The sequence below is a fragment of the Roseibium litorale genome (assembly GCF_014842915.1).
GTDB classification, from domain to species: Bacteria; Pseudomonadota; Alphaproteobacteria; order Rhizobiales; family Stappiaceae; genus Roseibium; species Roseibium litorale.
On record NZ_JACYXI010000026.1, the window covers coordinates 15,542 to 28,122 of the forward strand.

Annotated in this window: 13 protein-coding genes; 11 read left to right on the forward strand and 2 right to left on the reverse strand. The window is 59.9% G+C overall.

Translation table 11 applies throughout. The features are described from left to right. The first annotated feature begins 50 nt into the window (after positions 1 to 50). From IG616_RS22355 to IG616_RS22365, 3 genes are all read left to right on the forward strand, one after another. Positions 51 to 548 (forward strand): RDD family protein, encoded by a 498-nt coding sequence (locus tag IG616_RS22355; protein WP_192151116.1) that lies wholly within the window; start codon positions 51 to 53, stop codon positions 546 to 548. A gap of 117 nt (positions 549 to 665) precedes the next feature. Beyond that, positions 666 to 2,504: an SLC13 family permease gene (locus IG616_RS22360; protein ID WP_192151118.1), complete on the forward strand. Its 1,839-nt coding sequence runs from the start codon at positions 666 to 668 to the stop codon at positions 2,502 to 2,504. Between the two features lie 28 nt (positions 2,505 to 2,532). Further along, on the forward strand, positions 2,533 to 3,288 hold the full coding sequence (locus IG616_RS22365; RefSeq protein ID WP_192151120.1) for an arginyltransferase: 756 nt from the start codon (positions 2,533 to 2,535) through the stop codon (positions 3,286 to 3,288). Positions 3,289 to 3,318: 30 nt separating this feature from the next. Here the strand turns inward: IG616_RS22365 and IG616_RS22370 are convergent, their stop codons facing one another. Both IG616_RS22370 and IG616_RS22375 read right to left on the reverse strand, forming a co-directional pair. After that, positions 3,319 to 3,972 carry a uracil-DNA glycosylase gene (locus tag IG616_RS22370; protein WP_192151122.1) on the reverse strand — a complete coding sequence of 218 codons (654 nt, stop codon included), beginning with the start codon at positions 3,970 to 3,972 and terminating at the stop codon, positions 3,319 to 3,321. Between the two features lie 14 nt (positions 3,973 to 3,986). Next, on the reverse strand, positions 3,987 to 4,571 hold the full coding sequence (locus IG616_RS22375) for a LabA-like NYN domain-containing protein (RefSeq protein WP_192151124.1): 585 nt from the start codon (positions 4,569 to 4,571) through the stop codon (positions 3,987 to 3,989). A gap of 465 nt (positions 4,572 to 5,036) precedes the next feature. Here IG616_RS22375 and rpoZ point away from each other — a divergent pair, with 465 nt between their 5' ends. The 8 genes from rpoZ (at position 5,037) to era (ending at position 12,319) form a co-directional block, all read left to right on the forward strand. Next, entirely contained in the window at positions 5,037 to 5,435 is a 399-nt protein-coding gene (gene rpoZ / locus IG616_RS22380; RefSeq protein WP_192151126.1) for a DNA-directed RNA polymerase subunit omega, read from the forward strand. Between the two features lie 140 nt (positions 5,436 to 5,575). Continuing rightward, complete coding sequence (locus tag IG616_RS22385) at positions 5,576 to 7,810, forward strand: RelA/SpoT family protein (protein ID WP_192151128.1); 2,235 nt, start codon at positions 5,576 to 5,578, stop codon at positions 7,808 to 7,810. Positions 7,811 to 7,845: 35 nt separating this feature from the next. Next, positions 7,846 to 8,427, forward strand: coding sequence for an orotate phosphoribosyltransferase (gene pyrE, locus IG616_RS22390; RefSeq protein WP_192151130.1), 582 nt, complete (start codon positions 7,846 to 7,848; stop codon positions 8,425 to 8,427). A gap of 41 nt (positions 8,428 to 8,468) precedes the next feature. Continuing rightward, positions 8,469 to 9,062, forward strand: coding sequence for a DUF2062 domain-containing protein (locus IG616_RS22395; RefSeq protein WP_192151131.1), 594 nt, complete (start codon positions 8,469 to 8,471; stop codon positions 9,060 to 9,062). Positions 9,063 to 9,184: 122 nt separating this feature from the next. Continuing rightward, positions 9,185 to 9,610, forward strand: coding sequence for a holo-ACP synthase (gene acpS / locus IG616_RS22400; RefSeq protein WP_192151133.1), 426 nt, complete (start codon positions 9,185 to 9,187; stop codon positions 9,608 to 9,610). Between the two features lie 132 nt (positions 9,611 to 9,742). Then, positions 9,743 to 10,507 (forward strand): signal peptidase I, encoded by a 765-nt coding sequence (lepB, locus tag IG616_RS22405; RefSeq protein ID WP_192151135.1) that lies wholly within the window; start codon positions 9,743 to 9,745, stop codon positions 10,505 to 10,507. A gap of 37 nt (positions 10,508 to 10,544) precedes the next feature. Further along, on the forward strand, positions 10,545 to 11,252 hold the full coding sequence (gene rnc / locus IG616_RS22410; RefSeq protein ID WP_073010201.1) for a ribonuclease III: 708 nt from the start codon (positions 10,545 to 10,547) through the stop codon (positions 11,250 to 11,252). 140 nt (positions 11,253 to 11,392) lie between these two features. After that, positions 11,393 to 12,319: a GTPase Era gene (gene era, locus IG616_RS22415; RefSeq protein WP_192151141.1), complete on the forward strand. Its 927-nt coding sequence runs from the start codon at positions 11,393 to 11,395 to the stop codon at positions 12,317 to 12,319. The last annotated feature ends 262 nt before the right edge of the window (positions 12,320 to 12,581 follow it).

Sequence of the window (12,581 nt, forward strand, 5' to 3'; positions counted from 1 at the left end):
GACTTCGCCCCCACATTAAAGCCGTGCAAGAAGCCACAGGAGCCGCGCAGATGATCTCGCAGACCGAACCGATGATGTCCCCTCAAAATGCGTTCGATCCGATCGCTGCGCCTGACCTGTTCGACAGCGTGCGGACCAAACGGATTTTCGCCTTTTTCATCGACGTGATCGCGGTCGCCATTTTGACCGCTTGCGCGGCGGTCGTCGTGTTCCTGCTCGGGATCTTCACCCTCGGCCTCGCCTGGATCCTTTACGCCTTTCTCGGTCAGGCCATTGCCCTGATCTACACAGCTGTCACGCTTGGCGGACCTGCGGCTTCCACGCCGGGCATGCGCGCCATGGGGCTTGAGATGCGCCTGTGGCATGGGGCACGTCCCTACCCGCTGCTCGCTGCCGTGCATGTGCTTTTGTTCTGGTTTTCGATCTCGCTGCTGACGCCCCTCGTGCTGCTGGTCTCCCTCTTCACCGAGCGCAAGCGGCTGCTGCATGATCTGGTTCTGGGCACTGTTGTGATGAATTCGGAAGCACTTCGCCAAAGACACGCCTGAAAAGGAAATCCGTTCCCACAAAAGAGCCGCGAACGCTTTCATTGTCCTTCCTATTGGCATTCCGCCTGTTCTAAAGTGCCCCGGTAGAATTCCGGAGAAGGCGGCGGCAGACCCTGAATGCAGGCACTTGATTTTCCAATGGCAATGACGTTTCTCGTCATTGCCGCCACAGTGGTTCTTTATGCGACCGAACGCTATTCCATCGAGCTGATCGCGCTCGGTTCCGTCGTTGCTTTCATGGTTCTTTTTGCGGTTTTCCCGGCCAGTGGCCCGGATGGCCCCATCACTGCGGGATCCCTGCTCGCGGGCTTTTCCAATCCCGCCGTCGTCACCGTCATCTGCCTTCTGATCATCGGCCAGGGACTGTTCCAGACAGATGCCCTTGAAAAGCCTGCCCAGGCGCTGGTGAAATGGAGCCGTGGCCGCTCCCAGATGGCAACAATCCCGGTTCTTCTTGTCGTCGCCGCCCTCAGCGCCTTTTTGAACAACACACCCGTCGTGGTGATGTTCCTGCCCATCCTGAGCGCCGTCGCCGCGACGATGGGCACCTCCCCGTCCCGCGTCCTCATGCCCCTGTCCTTCATGACAATCCTCGGCGGCATGACAACGGTGATCGGCTCGTCCACCAACCTTCTGGTGGCCAACTACGCAGCCCAGACATCAGATCTCAGACTGACCTTCTTCAGCTTCACGCCAATCGCGCTGATCCTGGCAGGTGTTGGCTCTGTCTATGTGCTTTTCATCATGCCGCGGCTGTTGAAACCGCGCCGGACGATGGCGGAAGAAATCCAGAATTCCTCCGGCAAGCAGTTCATCGCCCAGATCAACATCGGCTATGGCCATCCGCTGGTCGGTGTGGAATCGATTTCGGGCATGTTCCCGGCTCTCAAGGACATGACCGTGCGCCTTGTCCAACGCGGGGAAAAGCCGCTGCTTCCCCCTTTTGAAAACGTGGTGCTGTCACCGGGAGATACGGTGATCGTCGCGGCCACACGGTCGGCGCTCGCCAATGCGCTGTCGCGCCGCCAGCCGCTGCTTGAGGCAGATCCCTCCGGCCAGACCGGCGCTTCAGAGACGACGCCCAACACCGCGCAGCCCGGCACAATGACCCTTGCCGAGGTGGTGGTGGCCCCCGCATCCCGGATGATGGGCCGCACCCTCATGCAGACCGGCTTTCATGCCGATACAGGCTGCGTGGTGATGGGCATTCAGCGCCGCAGCCGCATGCCGCGCATGGCGATGAACGACATCCGCCTGGAAGCCGGTGACGTGCTTCTGATTGCCGGGACCTCCGCTCAGGTCTCCAGCCTGCGCGGCAACCGGGATGTGCTTTTGCTGGACTGGTCCACTGCAGAAGTGCCCCGGCGCCGCTATGCGCCGCGGGCCCTGGCGATCTTTACCGCGGTGGTTGCTGTTGCCGCCTTCGGCATTGCCCCGATTGCCGTCACCGCCGTTGCAGGCACATTCGCGATGATTGCCTCGGGATGCCTGAACGTGCGCCAGGCCTTGCGTGCTATCGACAGCCGCATCCTGATGCTGGTCGGCTCCTCTCTGGCAGGGGCGGCTGCCCTTGAGGCAACGGGCGGTGCGGCTTATATCGCCAATGGTCTCGTCGAGCTTCTGCGCGGCTCGTCTCCGACCGTGATCCTGTCCGCCCTTTTCATGATCGTAATGATCCTGACCAATTTCCTGTCGAACAATGCGGCGGCGGTTCTCTTCACGCCAATCGCGGTAAAGATGGCCAACCAGCTCGGCCAATCACCGGAAGCCTTCGTGGTCTGCCTGATTTTCGCAGCCAATGCCTCCTTCGCCACGCCCATCGGTTATCAGACTAACTTGATTGTGATGGGGCCAGGACACTACCGTTTCTCAGACTTTTTGCGGGCAGGCACACCCCTGTCCCTGATTTTGTGGTTGACCTTCTCTTTAGTGGCACCATGGTATTATGGATTGTAGAAGACAAACCTTATTCCGGTAACAGCATTTGACACGGCACCCGACCGATCATCCGCAGTTCTACCTGACCGCTCCAGCGCCGTGCCCCTATCTGGAGGGCCGCCAGGAGCGGAAGGTTTTCACGCATCTTATCGGCCAGCACGCCAGCGCCCTGAATGATGTTCTGACCCAGGGCGGTTTCCGGCGCAGCCAGAACATCGCCTACCGCCCGGCCTGCGAAGACTGCAAGGCCTGCGTATCCGTCAGGGTCCGCGTGCGGGACTTCGACTGGACGAAATCCTTCCGCCGCCAGATGAAGATGGGGCAGAAGCTGGTTGGCGCCAGGCTGCCAGCCTCCCCCTCTGCAGAGCAGTATGATCTCTTCCGCAGCTATCTTCTCGCCCGGCACGAAACGGGCGGGATGGCGGAAATGAGCGTTCTGGACTACGCCATGATGGTGGAGGACACCCACGTTGAGACCATGGTCATCGAGTACCGCCGCAGGGGGCCGGACAGTTTTTTGACCGGCGCCGGAGAAGGTCCTCTCTTGGGCGTCGCACTGACCGATCAGCTCGCAGACGGACTGTCGATGGTCTATTCCTTCTACGACCCGGAGGTCACAGGCTTCAGTCTGGGAACTTTCATGATCCTGGATCACATCCAGCGCGCCCGGCAGATGGGCCTGCCCTATGTCTATCTGGGCTATTGGGTAAATGGATCGCCGAAGATGGCCTACAAGGCGCGTTTCCAGCCTCAGGAGCATCTTGGCTCCAGCGGCTGGGTCTTAACGCCGCCGCACAGATAAGGCGAAGTTTCCCAAGACCCTGAAGACAGATCAGGCCTCCGGCAGATCGGTCCGGATAGACGTGAAGACGGATTTGAACATCTCTGATGTCAGACGCCCAGTATTGGTGTTGTACCGGGAGCAATGATAGCTGTCGAACATCAGGAGGTTACGCGTTCCCAGATCATGGCGGGAACCGTGCGCAAAGGGAAACAGCGCCTTGCGCAGGTTCAACGCGGTCAGAAACGTGTCATGCGCAATGCGGCCCAAGGCAAGAACTGCCCTCACCTGCGGGTTTGCGTCCAGCGTTGCCATGAGATAGGGCCTGCAGGCCTTGATCTCGGCACCGGTCGGTTTGTTCTCAGGCGGCAGGCAGCGCACGGCGTTGGTGATCATCGCACCGGTTAGCATCAAGCCATCATCCGGACGGGCCTGATACTGGCCTTTTGCGAAATTGAACTCGATCAGCGTCTCATAGAGAAGATCACCCGCATAATCGCCTGTAAACGGGCGGCCGGTTCTGTTGGCGCCGCGCATACCCGGCGCCAGGCCGATCACCAGCAAACGCGGGTTATCGCCCTGAAACGTCGGGACAGGCGCGTTGAACCAGTCGGGATGCTCCCGCTGCAAACCGGTCCGGAAATCCACCAGACGGGGGCATACGGGACAATCCAGCGGCGGATCCGTTACCAGGTCACAGGTCATCCGGTCAGGACAGCTTAGTAGTCGTCGTCTTCGTCGATGCTTTCGACGGGCGCCTGGCGCACAGGCCGCTCGGACGGATCCCGGCCGATCTTGTTTGCCAGAGTGGCGAGATCGATAAAGTGATCGGCCTGGCGGCGCAGGTCATCGGCGATCATCGGCGGCTGGGTCTTCAGCGTGGAGACAACGCTCACTTTGCGGCCCTTGCGCTGAAGCGCCTCAACCAGAGAACGGAAATCGCCGTCACCGGAGAAAAGAACGATATGGTCGACATGATCCACGAGCTGCATCGCATCCACTGCGAGCTCGATGTCCATATTGCCCTTGACCTTCCGGCGGCCGGAGCTGTCTACGAATTCCTTGACCGGCTTCGTGATGACCTTGTAGCCGTTATAGTCCAGCCAATCGATCAGAGGCCGGATTGAAGAGTATTCCTGATCTTCGATCAGAGCAGTATAATAGTACGCCCGAAGAAGATACGCCTGACCCTGAAACTCCTTCAGAAGTCTTTTGTAGTCGATATCAAAACCAATGGCCTTAGCCGTCGAATAAAGATTCGCACCATCAATAAATAAAGCAACTTTTTCCCTAGCATCAAACATGTTACTGGAAACCTTTCTTATTTTATCTTAAGACTTCCCGAAGCTTTTTGACCGAGCCTCGTTCCCAATCAGAACTCACAAAACGAGCTGCTGGTGTCTTTTTGGAGGCTGCAGTCAGCCCAGCTTGGTGATATTGCATTCTACCCGGCGTCTGCTTTTATTTTTAACAGTTCGCAGTAAAAGCCCCTACACTAGAACTTACCACTCTCGCAATCACAAAGTCCGCCGGACACGGTGCTGTGCCTAAGTTAAGCAGCCAAATGCCGGGCTTCCATACCCTGCTGAAAATATCCTATTCTGTGAGTAATGGCAGACTGCACCTGATCCTCGCAACATGAGATATCCTGCGCAGCAAACAAAGTGCATGTGATTCCTCCGGCAGGCGTTTGACCTGAGGGGTTGCTTTCGAGGTGGACCGACAGTATACGCTGGTCCTTCAGGATCCCTAACTTATGGAGACGTCGTATGGCGCGCGTGACCGTCGAGGACTGCATCGACAAGGTCGAAAACCGATTTGAGCTGGTACTTCTGGCCGCTCATCGCGCTCGCATGATCTCGAGTGGTTCGCCGCTCACCGTGGACCGCGACAACGACAAGAATCCGGTCGTGGCCCTACGCGAGATCGCCGAGCAGACCGTTAGCCCGGAAGATATGAAGGAAGACCTCATCCACTCGCTGCAGAAGTATGTGGAAGTGGACGAGCCTGAAGCAGAAACCGTTCCGCTGGTGCCCTCATCCAACAGCTCTGCCACGCAGGTCAATGCCGTTGACGACAGCGCGGTCGAATTCGACCGCATGTCTGAGGAAGACCTGCTGCGCGGCTTGGAAGGGCTGGTTCCGCCGGAGCGGAATGACGACATCTGATTTGCCGGCTCTGCGGATCAGCAAGACTTTGAAGCAGGCGGCATGCAGCCGCCTGTTTTTCACTCAGCAACATTTAGAGACTTGCCGGTCTCTGTTCTCCGGCTGTCAGACGAGTCGGTCCAGTTAAGTCGGTTCCGGCCATGATGCGCCAATATGAGCTCGTAGAACGAGTAACCCGTTATAATCCCGAGGCGGATGAAGCCCTTCTGAACAAGGCGTATGTCTACGCCATGCAGAAGCACGGCCATCAGATGCGCGCTTCCGGCGATCCTTATTTCTCCCATCCGCTCGAAGTGGCCGCCATCCTCACGGACATGCGCCTGGATGACGCGACCATCGCCGTCGCTCTCCTGCACGACACGATCGAGGACACGGATGCGACCCGTACCGAGATCGATACGCTCTTCGGCGAGGAAATCGGCAAGCTGGTCGAGGGCCTGACCAAGATCAAGCGGCTGGACCTCGTCTCCCAGCAGGCAAAACAGGCCGAGAACTTCCGCAAGCTGCTTCTGGCCATTGCCGATGACGTGCGGGTTCTGCTCGTCAAGCTCGCCGACCGCCTGCACAACATGCGCACCCTCCACCACATGCCCGAGCACAAGCGCGGACGCATCGCGGAGGAGACCATGGAAATCTATGCGCCTCTGGCCGGGCGCATGGGTATGCATGAAATGCGCGAGGAGCTGGAAGACATTGCCTTCCGCACGCTCAACCCCGATGCTTTCGAGACCATCTCCGAGCGCCTCAACGAACAGCGGGCGACCAATGAGGACCTGATCCGTGAGATCGAGGAGACCTTGACCGAACGCCTGGCGGAACGCGGCATGGCCGCCACCGTGAAGGGCCGGGAAAAGCGCCCCTACTCCATCTTCCGCAAGATGCAGCAGAAGTCCCTCGGCTTCGAGCAGCTTTCGGATATCTACGGCTTCCGGGTCATCGTCGGCACGGTCGAGGCCTGCTACCGCGTTCTCGGGGTCATCCACACGGCCTGGCCAACTGTTCCAGGCCGGTTCAAGGATTACATCTCCACTCCGAAGCAGAACGATTACCGTTCGATCCACACGACCATCGTCGGGCCCTCCCGCCAGCGCGTCGAGTTGCAGATCCGGACCGTCGCCATGCACCGGGTTGCCGAATACGGTATTGCCGCCCATGCCCTCTATAAGGACGGCGAGATGGGCGGGCGTAACATCGCCAGGCACACGGATGACAGCCGGGCTTTCGAGTGGCTGCGCCGGACCATTGACATGCTGTCGGACGGCGATACTCCGGAAGAGTTTCTGGAAAACACCAAGCTCGAACTGTTCCACGACCAGGTTTTCTGTTTCACGCCGAAGGGCCGCCTGATCGCCCTGCCGCGCGGCGCGACACCGATCGACTTCGCCTATGCGGTTCACACCGGCGTTGGCAACACCTGCGTCGGCTGCAAGATCAACGGCAAGATCATGCCGCTGGTCACGGCGCTCAGGAACGGTGACGAGGTGGAGATCATCCGCTCGCAGGCGCAAACGCCGCCGCCGGCATGGGAATCCATTGCGGTCACGGGCAAGGCGCGGGCTGCGATCCGCCGCGCCACGCGGGAATCCGTGCGCAAGCAATATGGCGCGCTCGGCGAGCATATTCTCAAGCGTGCGTTTTCGCGGGCAGAGAAGGTCTATTCCGAAGATCTGCTCGAAGCGGTTCTGTCCGAACATCACCAGGATACGATCGCGGATCTGCTGGCGGCCGTCGGCCGGGGCGAAATCAATGCCCAGGCTGTTCTGAAGTCCGCCCACCCGGATTACCAGGACCGGCGTGTCCATCACATCGAAGCCCGCCCTGAAGACGGCTGGTTCGATCTGGAAAAGGGCGCGGGTCTCAAGTTCCGCATTCCCTCCACGGAGATCGATCAGGACGGAAGTCAGGACGACGAGACATTCGGTCCGTCTCTTCCGATCCGCGGCCTGTCGGGAGACATTCCCGTCACCTTCGCCCCCAATGGCGGGGCCGTTCCGGGCGACCGGATTGTCGGCATTCTCCAGCCGAGCGGCGGGCTGACGATCTACCCGATCCAGTCTCCGGCGCTCAAGGAATTCGATGAGCATACGGATCTGTGGGTAGATGTGCGCTGGGACATCGATATAAACAATCCGGAGCGGTTTCCGGCGCGGCTGGCCATCAATTCCGTCAACGAGCCGGGATCGCTCGCCACCATCGCCCAGGTGATCGGCGAGAACAGCGGCAACATCGACAACGTGAAAATGATGCGCAAGGCGCCGGATTTTCACGAGATGATCATTGATCTTGAAGTATGGGATCTGAAACACCTGAACCGGATCATCAACCAGCTCCGGTCCAAACCGAATGTATCGAGCGTTTCCCGTGTGAACGGTTAAGTTCCGGGACAGGACAAGAAGGACGTACCCCTCTCATGACACGCGACGAAGTCTTGCAGCAGTTCCGCGATGCAGGTGCCATCCTGGAAGGACATTTCATCCTTTCCTCCGGCCTGCGCAGCCCCGTGTTTCTGCAGAAGGCCCGCGTGTTCATGTATCCGGAGAAGACGGAAGTGCTTTGCAAGGCGCTTGCGGAGAAGGTCCAAGCCTCCGGCCTTGGCCAGATCGACTACATCGTCTCTCCGGCTCTGGGTGGCCTGATCCCCGGCTATGAAACCGCACGGCACATGAAGGTTCCGGCCATGTGGGTCGAGCGCGAGGACGGCGAGTTCCGGCTGCGCCGCTTTGAAATGCCTGAAGGCGCCCGCGTGATTGTCGTTGAGGACATCGTGACCACGGGCCTCTCTAGCCGCGAGACCGTCGACGCGCTCACCAAGGCGGGTGCCAAGGTGCTGGCTGTCGCCTGCCTGATCGACCGCTCCGCAGGCGAAGCCGATGCAGGCGTACCGATCATCGCGCTTGCCGATTACAAGGTTCCCGCCTACGAGGCAGACAAACTTCCGCCGGAACTGGCCGCCATTCCTGCTGTGAAGCCCGGTAGCAGGGGTCTCGCCTGAGCCTTCGGCCAGGCGCCCTTTCTCCAGACAAAGGCCCAGCAATGCTTTTCCGCCGACGCCAGAAGCCTACCCGGATTGAAAGCCTGCGGGTTGCAGTGTGGCCAAGGCACAGCTGGGTGCGGTCCACACGCTACTACGGCAAACGCGTTCTGCGCCTGACCGCCTCCCCTCACGCAATCGCGCTGGGGTTTGCGGCAGGCGCCTTTACCTCCTTCACACCGCTGATCGGCTTTCATTTCCTCATTTCTTTTGCCATTGCCTATGTGATCGGCGGCAATCTCATCGCCTCGGCTCTGGGAACCTCTGTCGGCAATCCGCTGACATTTCCTTTCATCTGGGCGTCGACCTACAAGCTCGGCAGCTGGATCCTTCACGGGGAAGCTGTGCGGGCCCATGGCGAAGTTCATGAGCAATTTCAGCAGCGTCTTTTGACCAAGTCTCTGGATGTTCTGCTGCCGATGCTCAAGCCGATGATGGTCGGAGCGGTTCCGCTCGGCCTTATCTGCGGCGCGGTCTGCTATGTCATCGTTTACAAAAGCGTGGAGGTCTATCAGCTGCGCAGACGCAACACGATGGACCGGCGGCGCTGTGGCGCATCCATTGAAGATGAAGACCAGGGCAGATCCTCCCAGTGACGTCCGCCGCAAGGTCCGAGGGTGCAAACCCGAAGCAGACCTTGATAAACCATGCCCGCAGCACAACCTTGTGCATCTGAAACAGCCATAGGCACAGCCCCAGCATCTGATCGGAACCCGGCATGATTCTAGGTATTGGCAGCGACCTGATCGACATCAGGCGGATTGAAAAGACGCTCGAACGGTTCGGCCACCGGTTCACCAACCGGGTTTTTACCGAGATCGAACAAGCCAAGTCAGACAAGCGCAAGGAGCGTGCCGCCTCCTATGCCAAACGCTTCGCCGCCAAGGAAGCCTGCTGCAAGGCGCTTGGCACCGGCATCCGGATGGGCGTTGCCTGGCGGGAAATGGGCGTGGTCAATCTGCCCTCCGGAAAGCCCACCGTGGCCCTCACGGGCGGCGCAGCCGAAAGGCTTGAACGCATGGCTCCCGAAGGGTTCAAGGCCCGCATCGACCTGACGATCACGGATGACTATCCGCTTGCCCAGGCCTTTGTCGTGATCAGCGCCTGGCCCGCCGGCTGGCCGGAGCCGCCAGAAACCAGCTAAAATGCCCCTTGCCCGGCATCGGGTTCTGATTGCCTCGGACGCCCCGAGCGTCTAAGACAGGCGCAGCATTCGGCACCCATACATTGACCCAATACGGCCCTTTCCGGCCCTGCAATTCATCCAAGGACAGACATGAGCGCGACGGAAAACAAGAAGGACGAAGACGGTGGCCTTTATGAAACGGTCAAGATCATCGTTCAGGCCCTGGCTCTTGCCCTGATCGTCCGGACCTTCCTGTTCCAGCCGTTCAACATTCCGTCCGGCTCGATGAAGGACACGCTCCTCATTGGCGACTACCTGTTTGTCTCCAAGTTCAGCTACGGCTATTCCAGCCTGTCCCTTGGCCTGCCCTTCTCGCTCATGCCGTTCGATGGCCGCATCATCGGTTCCGAGCCAGAGCGTGGCGATGTCGTCGTCTTCAAGCTGCCACGCGACACGTCTGTCGACTATATCAAACGCGTTGTCGGTCTGCCCGGCGATCGCATCCAGGTGCGTGAAGGCGTGCTTTACATCAATGACGAGCCGGTCAAGCGCGAACGCATCGATGACTATATCGAGAACACCGGTTATGGCGTTCAGCGGGTCGCCCGCTACCGCGAAACCCTGCCCAACGGCGTGACCTATGACACGCTGGATCTGACCCAGACCGGCAGCCTGGACAACACCCGGGTCTATGAAGTCCCCCCGGGGCATTACTTCATGATGGGCGACAACCGTGACAATTCCACGGACAGCCGTGTCTCTCCGATGGAAGGCGGCGTCGGCTTCGTGCCCTTCGAAAACCTCGTGGGCCGCGCCGAAGTGATCTTCTTCTCCGTTGAAGAGGGCAATGCCGCATGGATGTTCTGGAAGTGGCCGTGGTCGGTCCGCTGGAGCCGCCTGCTCTCCGGCATCTGACCGGACCCGTAACTGACAACGTATCAAGGACGCAGCGATGTCGCGCGACGATACGGCGAGGATCATGGCCAGCCTTCAACAGAGGCTCGGCCATACCTTTGCCGACCTTAAACTTTTGACCGTAGCCCTGACGCATGCCAGCGCGCTGGATCCATCGGACAGCGTTAATGGCAGCTATCAGCGGCTTGAGTTCCTGGGGGACCGGGTGCTCGGCCTTGTCGTGGCCGCTATGTTGCACAAGCAGTTTCCGAACGCGGACGAAGGCGAATTGGCCCGCCGTTTCAACCATATGGTCAAGCGCGAGACCTGCGCCGAGATCGCCGTGGAACTGAAGATCGGCGACGCCATGCGCATCGGCCAGAGCGAGGCGCAGACCGGCGGACGCAAGAAGACCGCCCTTCTCGCCGACATCTGCGAGGCCGTGATTGCCGCAATTTACCTCGATGGCGGGTTTCCGGCAGCCGAAGCATTCGTGCAGCGCCTTTGGACGCCGCGTATGCTATCCTTGAGCGGTCAGTTGCGCGATGCCAAGACCACATTGCAGGAATGGGCCCAGTCCCGTGGCCTGCCGACGCCGCGCTATGACGTGATCAGCCGGGATGGCCCCGACCACGCCCCGACCTTCGTCGTCGGCGTGACCGTGCAGGGCCTTGCCCAGGGCGAAGGCCGCGGCGGATCCAAGCGAATTGCAGAACAGAATGCGGCGGAAGCCGTCTTGCGCCGTGAAGGCGTGTGGAACGAATAGGACCAGACTTGAACGAGACCAGCAACACGGCCGGTGAAGGCCGCGAAGATGATGAATTTCATGAAGATGCACTTCACGAGGAAGAGCTTCTTGATGATGAGGACGAAGAGGATGAGGGTTTTGACGCCCCGCGCTTCGACATGCCCCTGCCCGAGCCTCTGGCCGCAATGCCCGGGGACACGCGCGCAGGCATCATCGCGCTGATCGGCGCCCCGAATGCGGGCAAGTCCACCCTGATCAACCAGCTGGTGGGCACCAAGGTCTCCATCGTCACCCACAAGGTTCAGACCACCCGCGCCATTGTCCGCGGCATCGCCATGCACGACAAGGCGCAGCTGGTCTTTGTCGACACACCGGGCATCTTCCAGCCCAAGCGCCGGCTTGACCGGGCTATGGTCGACACCGCCTGGGGCGGCGCCCGCGACGCGGATGTGATCGCGCTTCTGATCGACTCCCGTAAGGGCATCGACGAGGAAGCCGAAGCCATCATGGAAAAGCTGGAAGCCATCCAGACGCCCAAGGTGCTGATCCTCAACAAGATCGACCTCACCAAGCGGGACAAGCTTCTGGACCTTGCCCAGGCGGCCAATGAGAAGCTGCGGTTCGAGCGCACCTTCATGGTCTCCGCCCTCAACGGTTCGGGTACGGACGATATCCTGTCCTATTTCTCTGAAAAGGTGCCCGAAGGCCCCTGGCTCTTCCCCGAAGACCAGCCCTCGGACCTGCCGCTGCGCATCCTTGCTGCCGAAATCACCCGCGAAAAGCTGTTCGAGCGGCTCCATCAGGAGCTGCCCTATATCTCGACCGTGGAAACGGAACTCTGGCAGGAGCGCAAGGATGGCTCCGTCCGCATCGAGCAGACCATCTATGTGGAGCGCGACAGCCAGAAGAGCATCGTCCTCGGCCGCAAGGGCCAGACGATCAAGACCATCTCCCAGCTGTCCCGCAACGAGATCTCCGAGATCATCGAGCAGCCGGTGCATCTGTTCCTGTTCGTGAAGGTGCGCGAGAACTGGGCCGACGACCCGGAACGCTACCGCGAAATGGGCCTGGAATTCCCGCGCTGAGGGCTTTCCCCTCACCCGGACCTTCGGTCCGACCTCTCCCTGCCGGGGAGAGGTGCTCCTTGCCGCAAGGCTCGGGACACACACAGCGGAATCTCAGCAGCCTTTCCAGGCACTCTGCGCGCGCCCTCTCCCTCAGGGCTACGACATTCACACATCGTAGTTGCATAGGCTTTTGCCGTCTGATTCCTTGTGGGGAGATTAGATGGAGGCGTTTGCATGGAGTTGGTGCTGGGACGGTTTGGCGACCGCCGCCTGGAAAAAG

Excerpts from the sequence above, each read along its gene's own strand:
- IG616_RS22355 (WP_192151116.1), top strand. The coding sequence starts at position 51 with ATGATCTCGCAGACCGAACCGATGATGTCCCCTCAAAATGCGTTCGAT.
- IG616_RS22360 (WP_192151118.1), top strand. The coding sequence starts at position 666 with ATGCAGGCACTTGATTTTCCAATGGCAATGACGTTTCTCGTCATTGCC.
- IG616_RS22370 (WP_192151122.1), bottom strand. The coding sequence starts at position 3,972 with ATGACCTGTGACCTGGTAACGGATCCGCCGCTGGATTGTCCCGTATGC.
- IG616_RS22375 (WP_192151124.1), bottom strand. The coding sequence starts at position 4,571 with ATGTTTGATGCTAGGGAAAAAGTTGCTTTATTTATTGATGGTGCGAAT.
- rpoZ (WP_192151126.1), top strand. The coding sequence starts at position 5,037 with ATGGCGCGCGTGACCGTCGAGGACTGCATCGACAAGGTCGAAAACCGA.
- IG616_RS22385 (WP_192151128.1), top strand. The coding sequence starts at position 5,576 with ATGATGCGCCAATATGAGCTCGTAGAACGAGTAACCCGTTATAATCCC.
- pyrE (WP_192151130.1), top strand. The coding sequence starts at position 7,846 with ATGACACGCGACGAAGTCTTGCAGCAGTTCCGCGATGCAGGTGCCATC.
- IG616_RS22395 (WP_192151131.1), top strand. The coding sequence starts at position 8,469 with ATGCTTTTCCGCCGACGCCAGAAGCCTACCCGGATTGAAAGCCTGCGG.
- acpS (WP_192151133.1), top strand. The coding sequence starts at position 9,185 with ATGATTCTAGGTATTGGCAGCGACCTGATCGACATCAGGCGGATTGAA.
- lepB (WP_192151135.1), top strand. The coding sequence starts at position 9,743 with ATGAGCGCGACGGAAAACAAGAAGGACGAAGACGGTGGCCTTTATGAA.
- rnc (WP_073010201.1), top strand. The coding sequence starts at position 10,545 with ATGTCGCGCGACGATACGGCGAGGATCATGGCCAGCCTTCAACAGAGG.
- era (WP_192151141.1), top strand. The coding sequence starts at position 11,393 with ATGCCCCTGCCCGAGCCTCTGGCCGCAATGCCCGGGGACACGCGCGCA.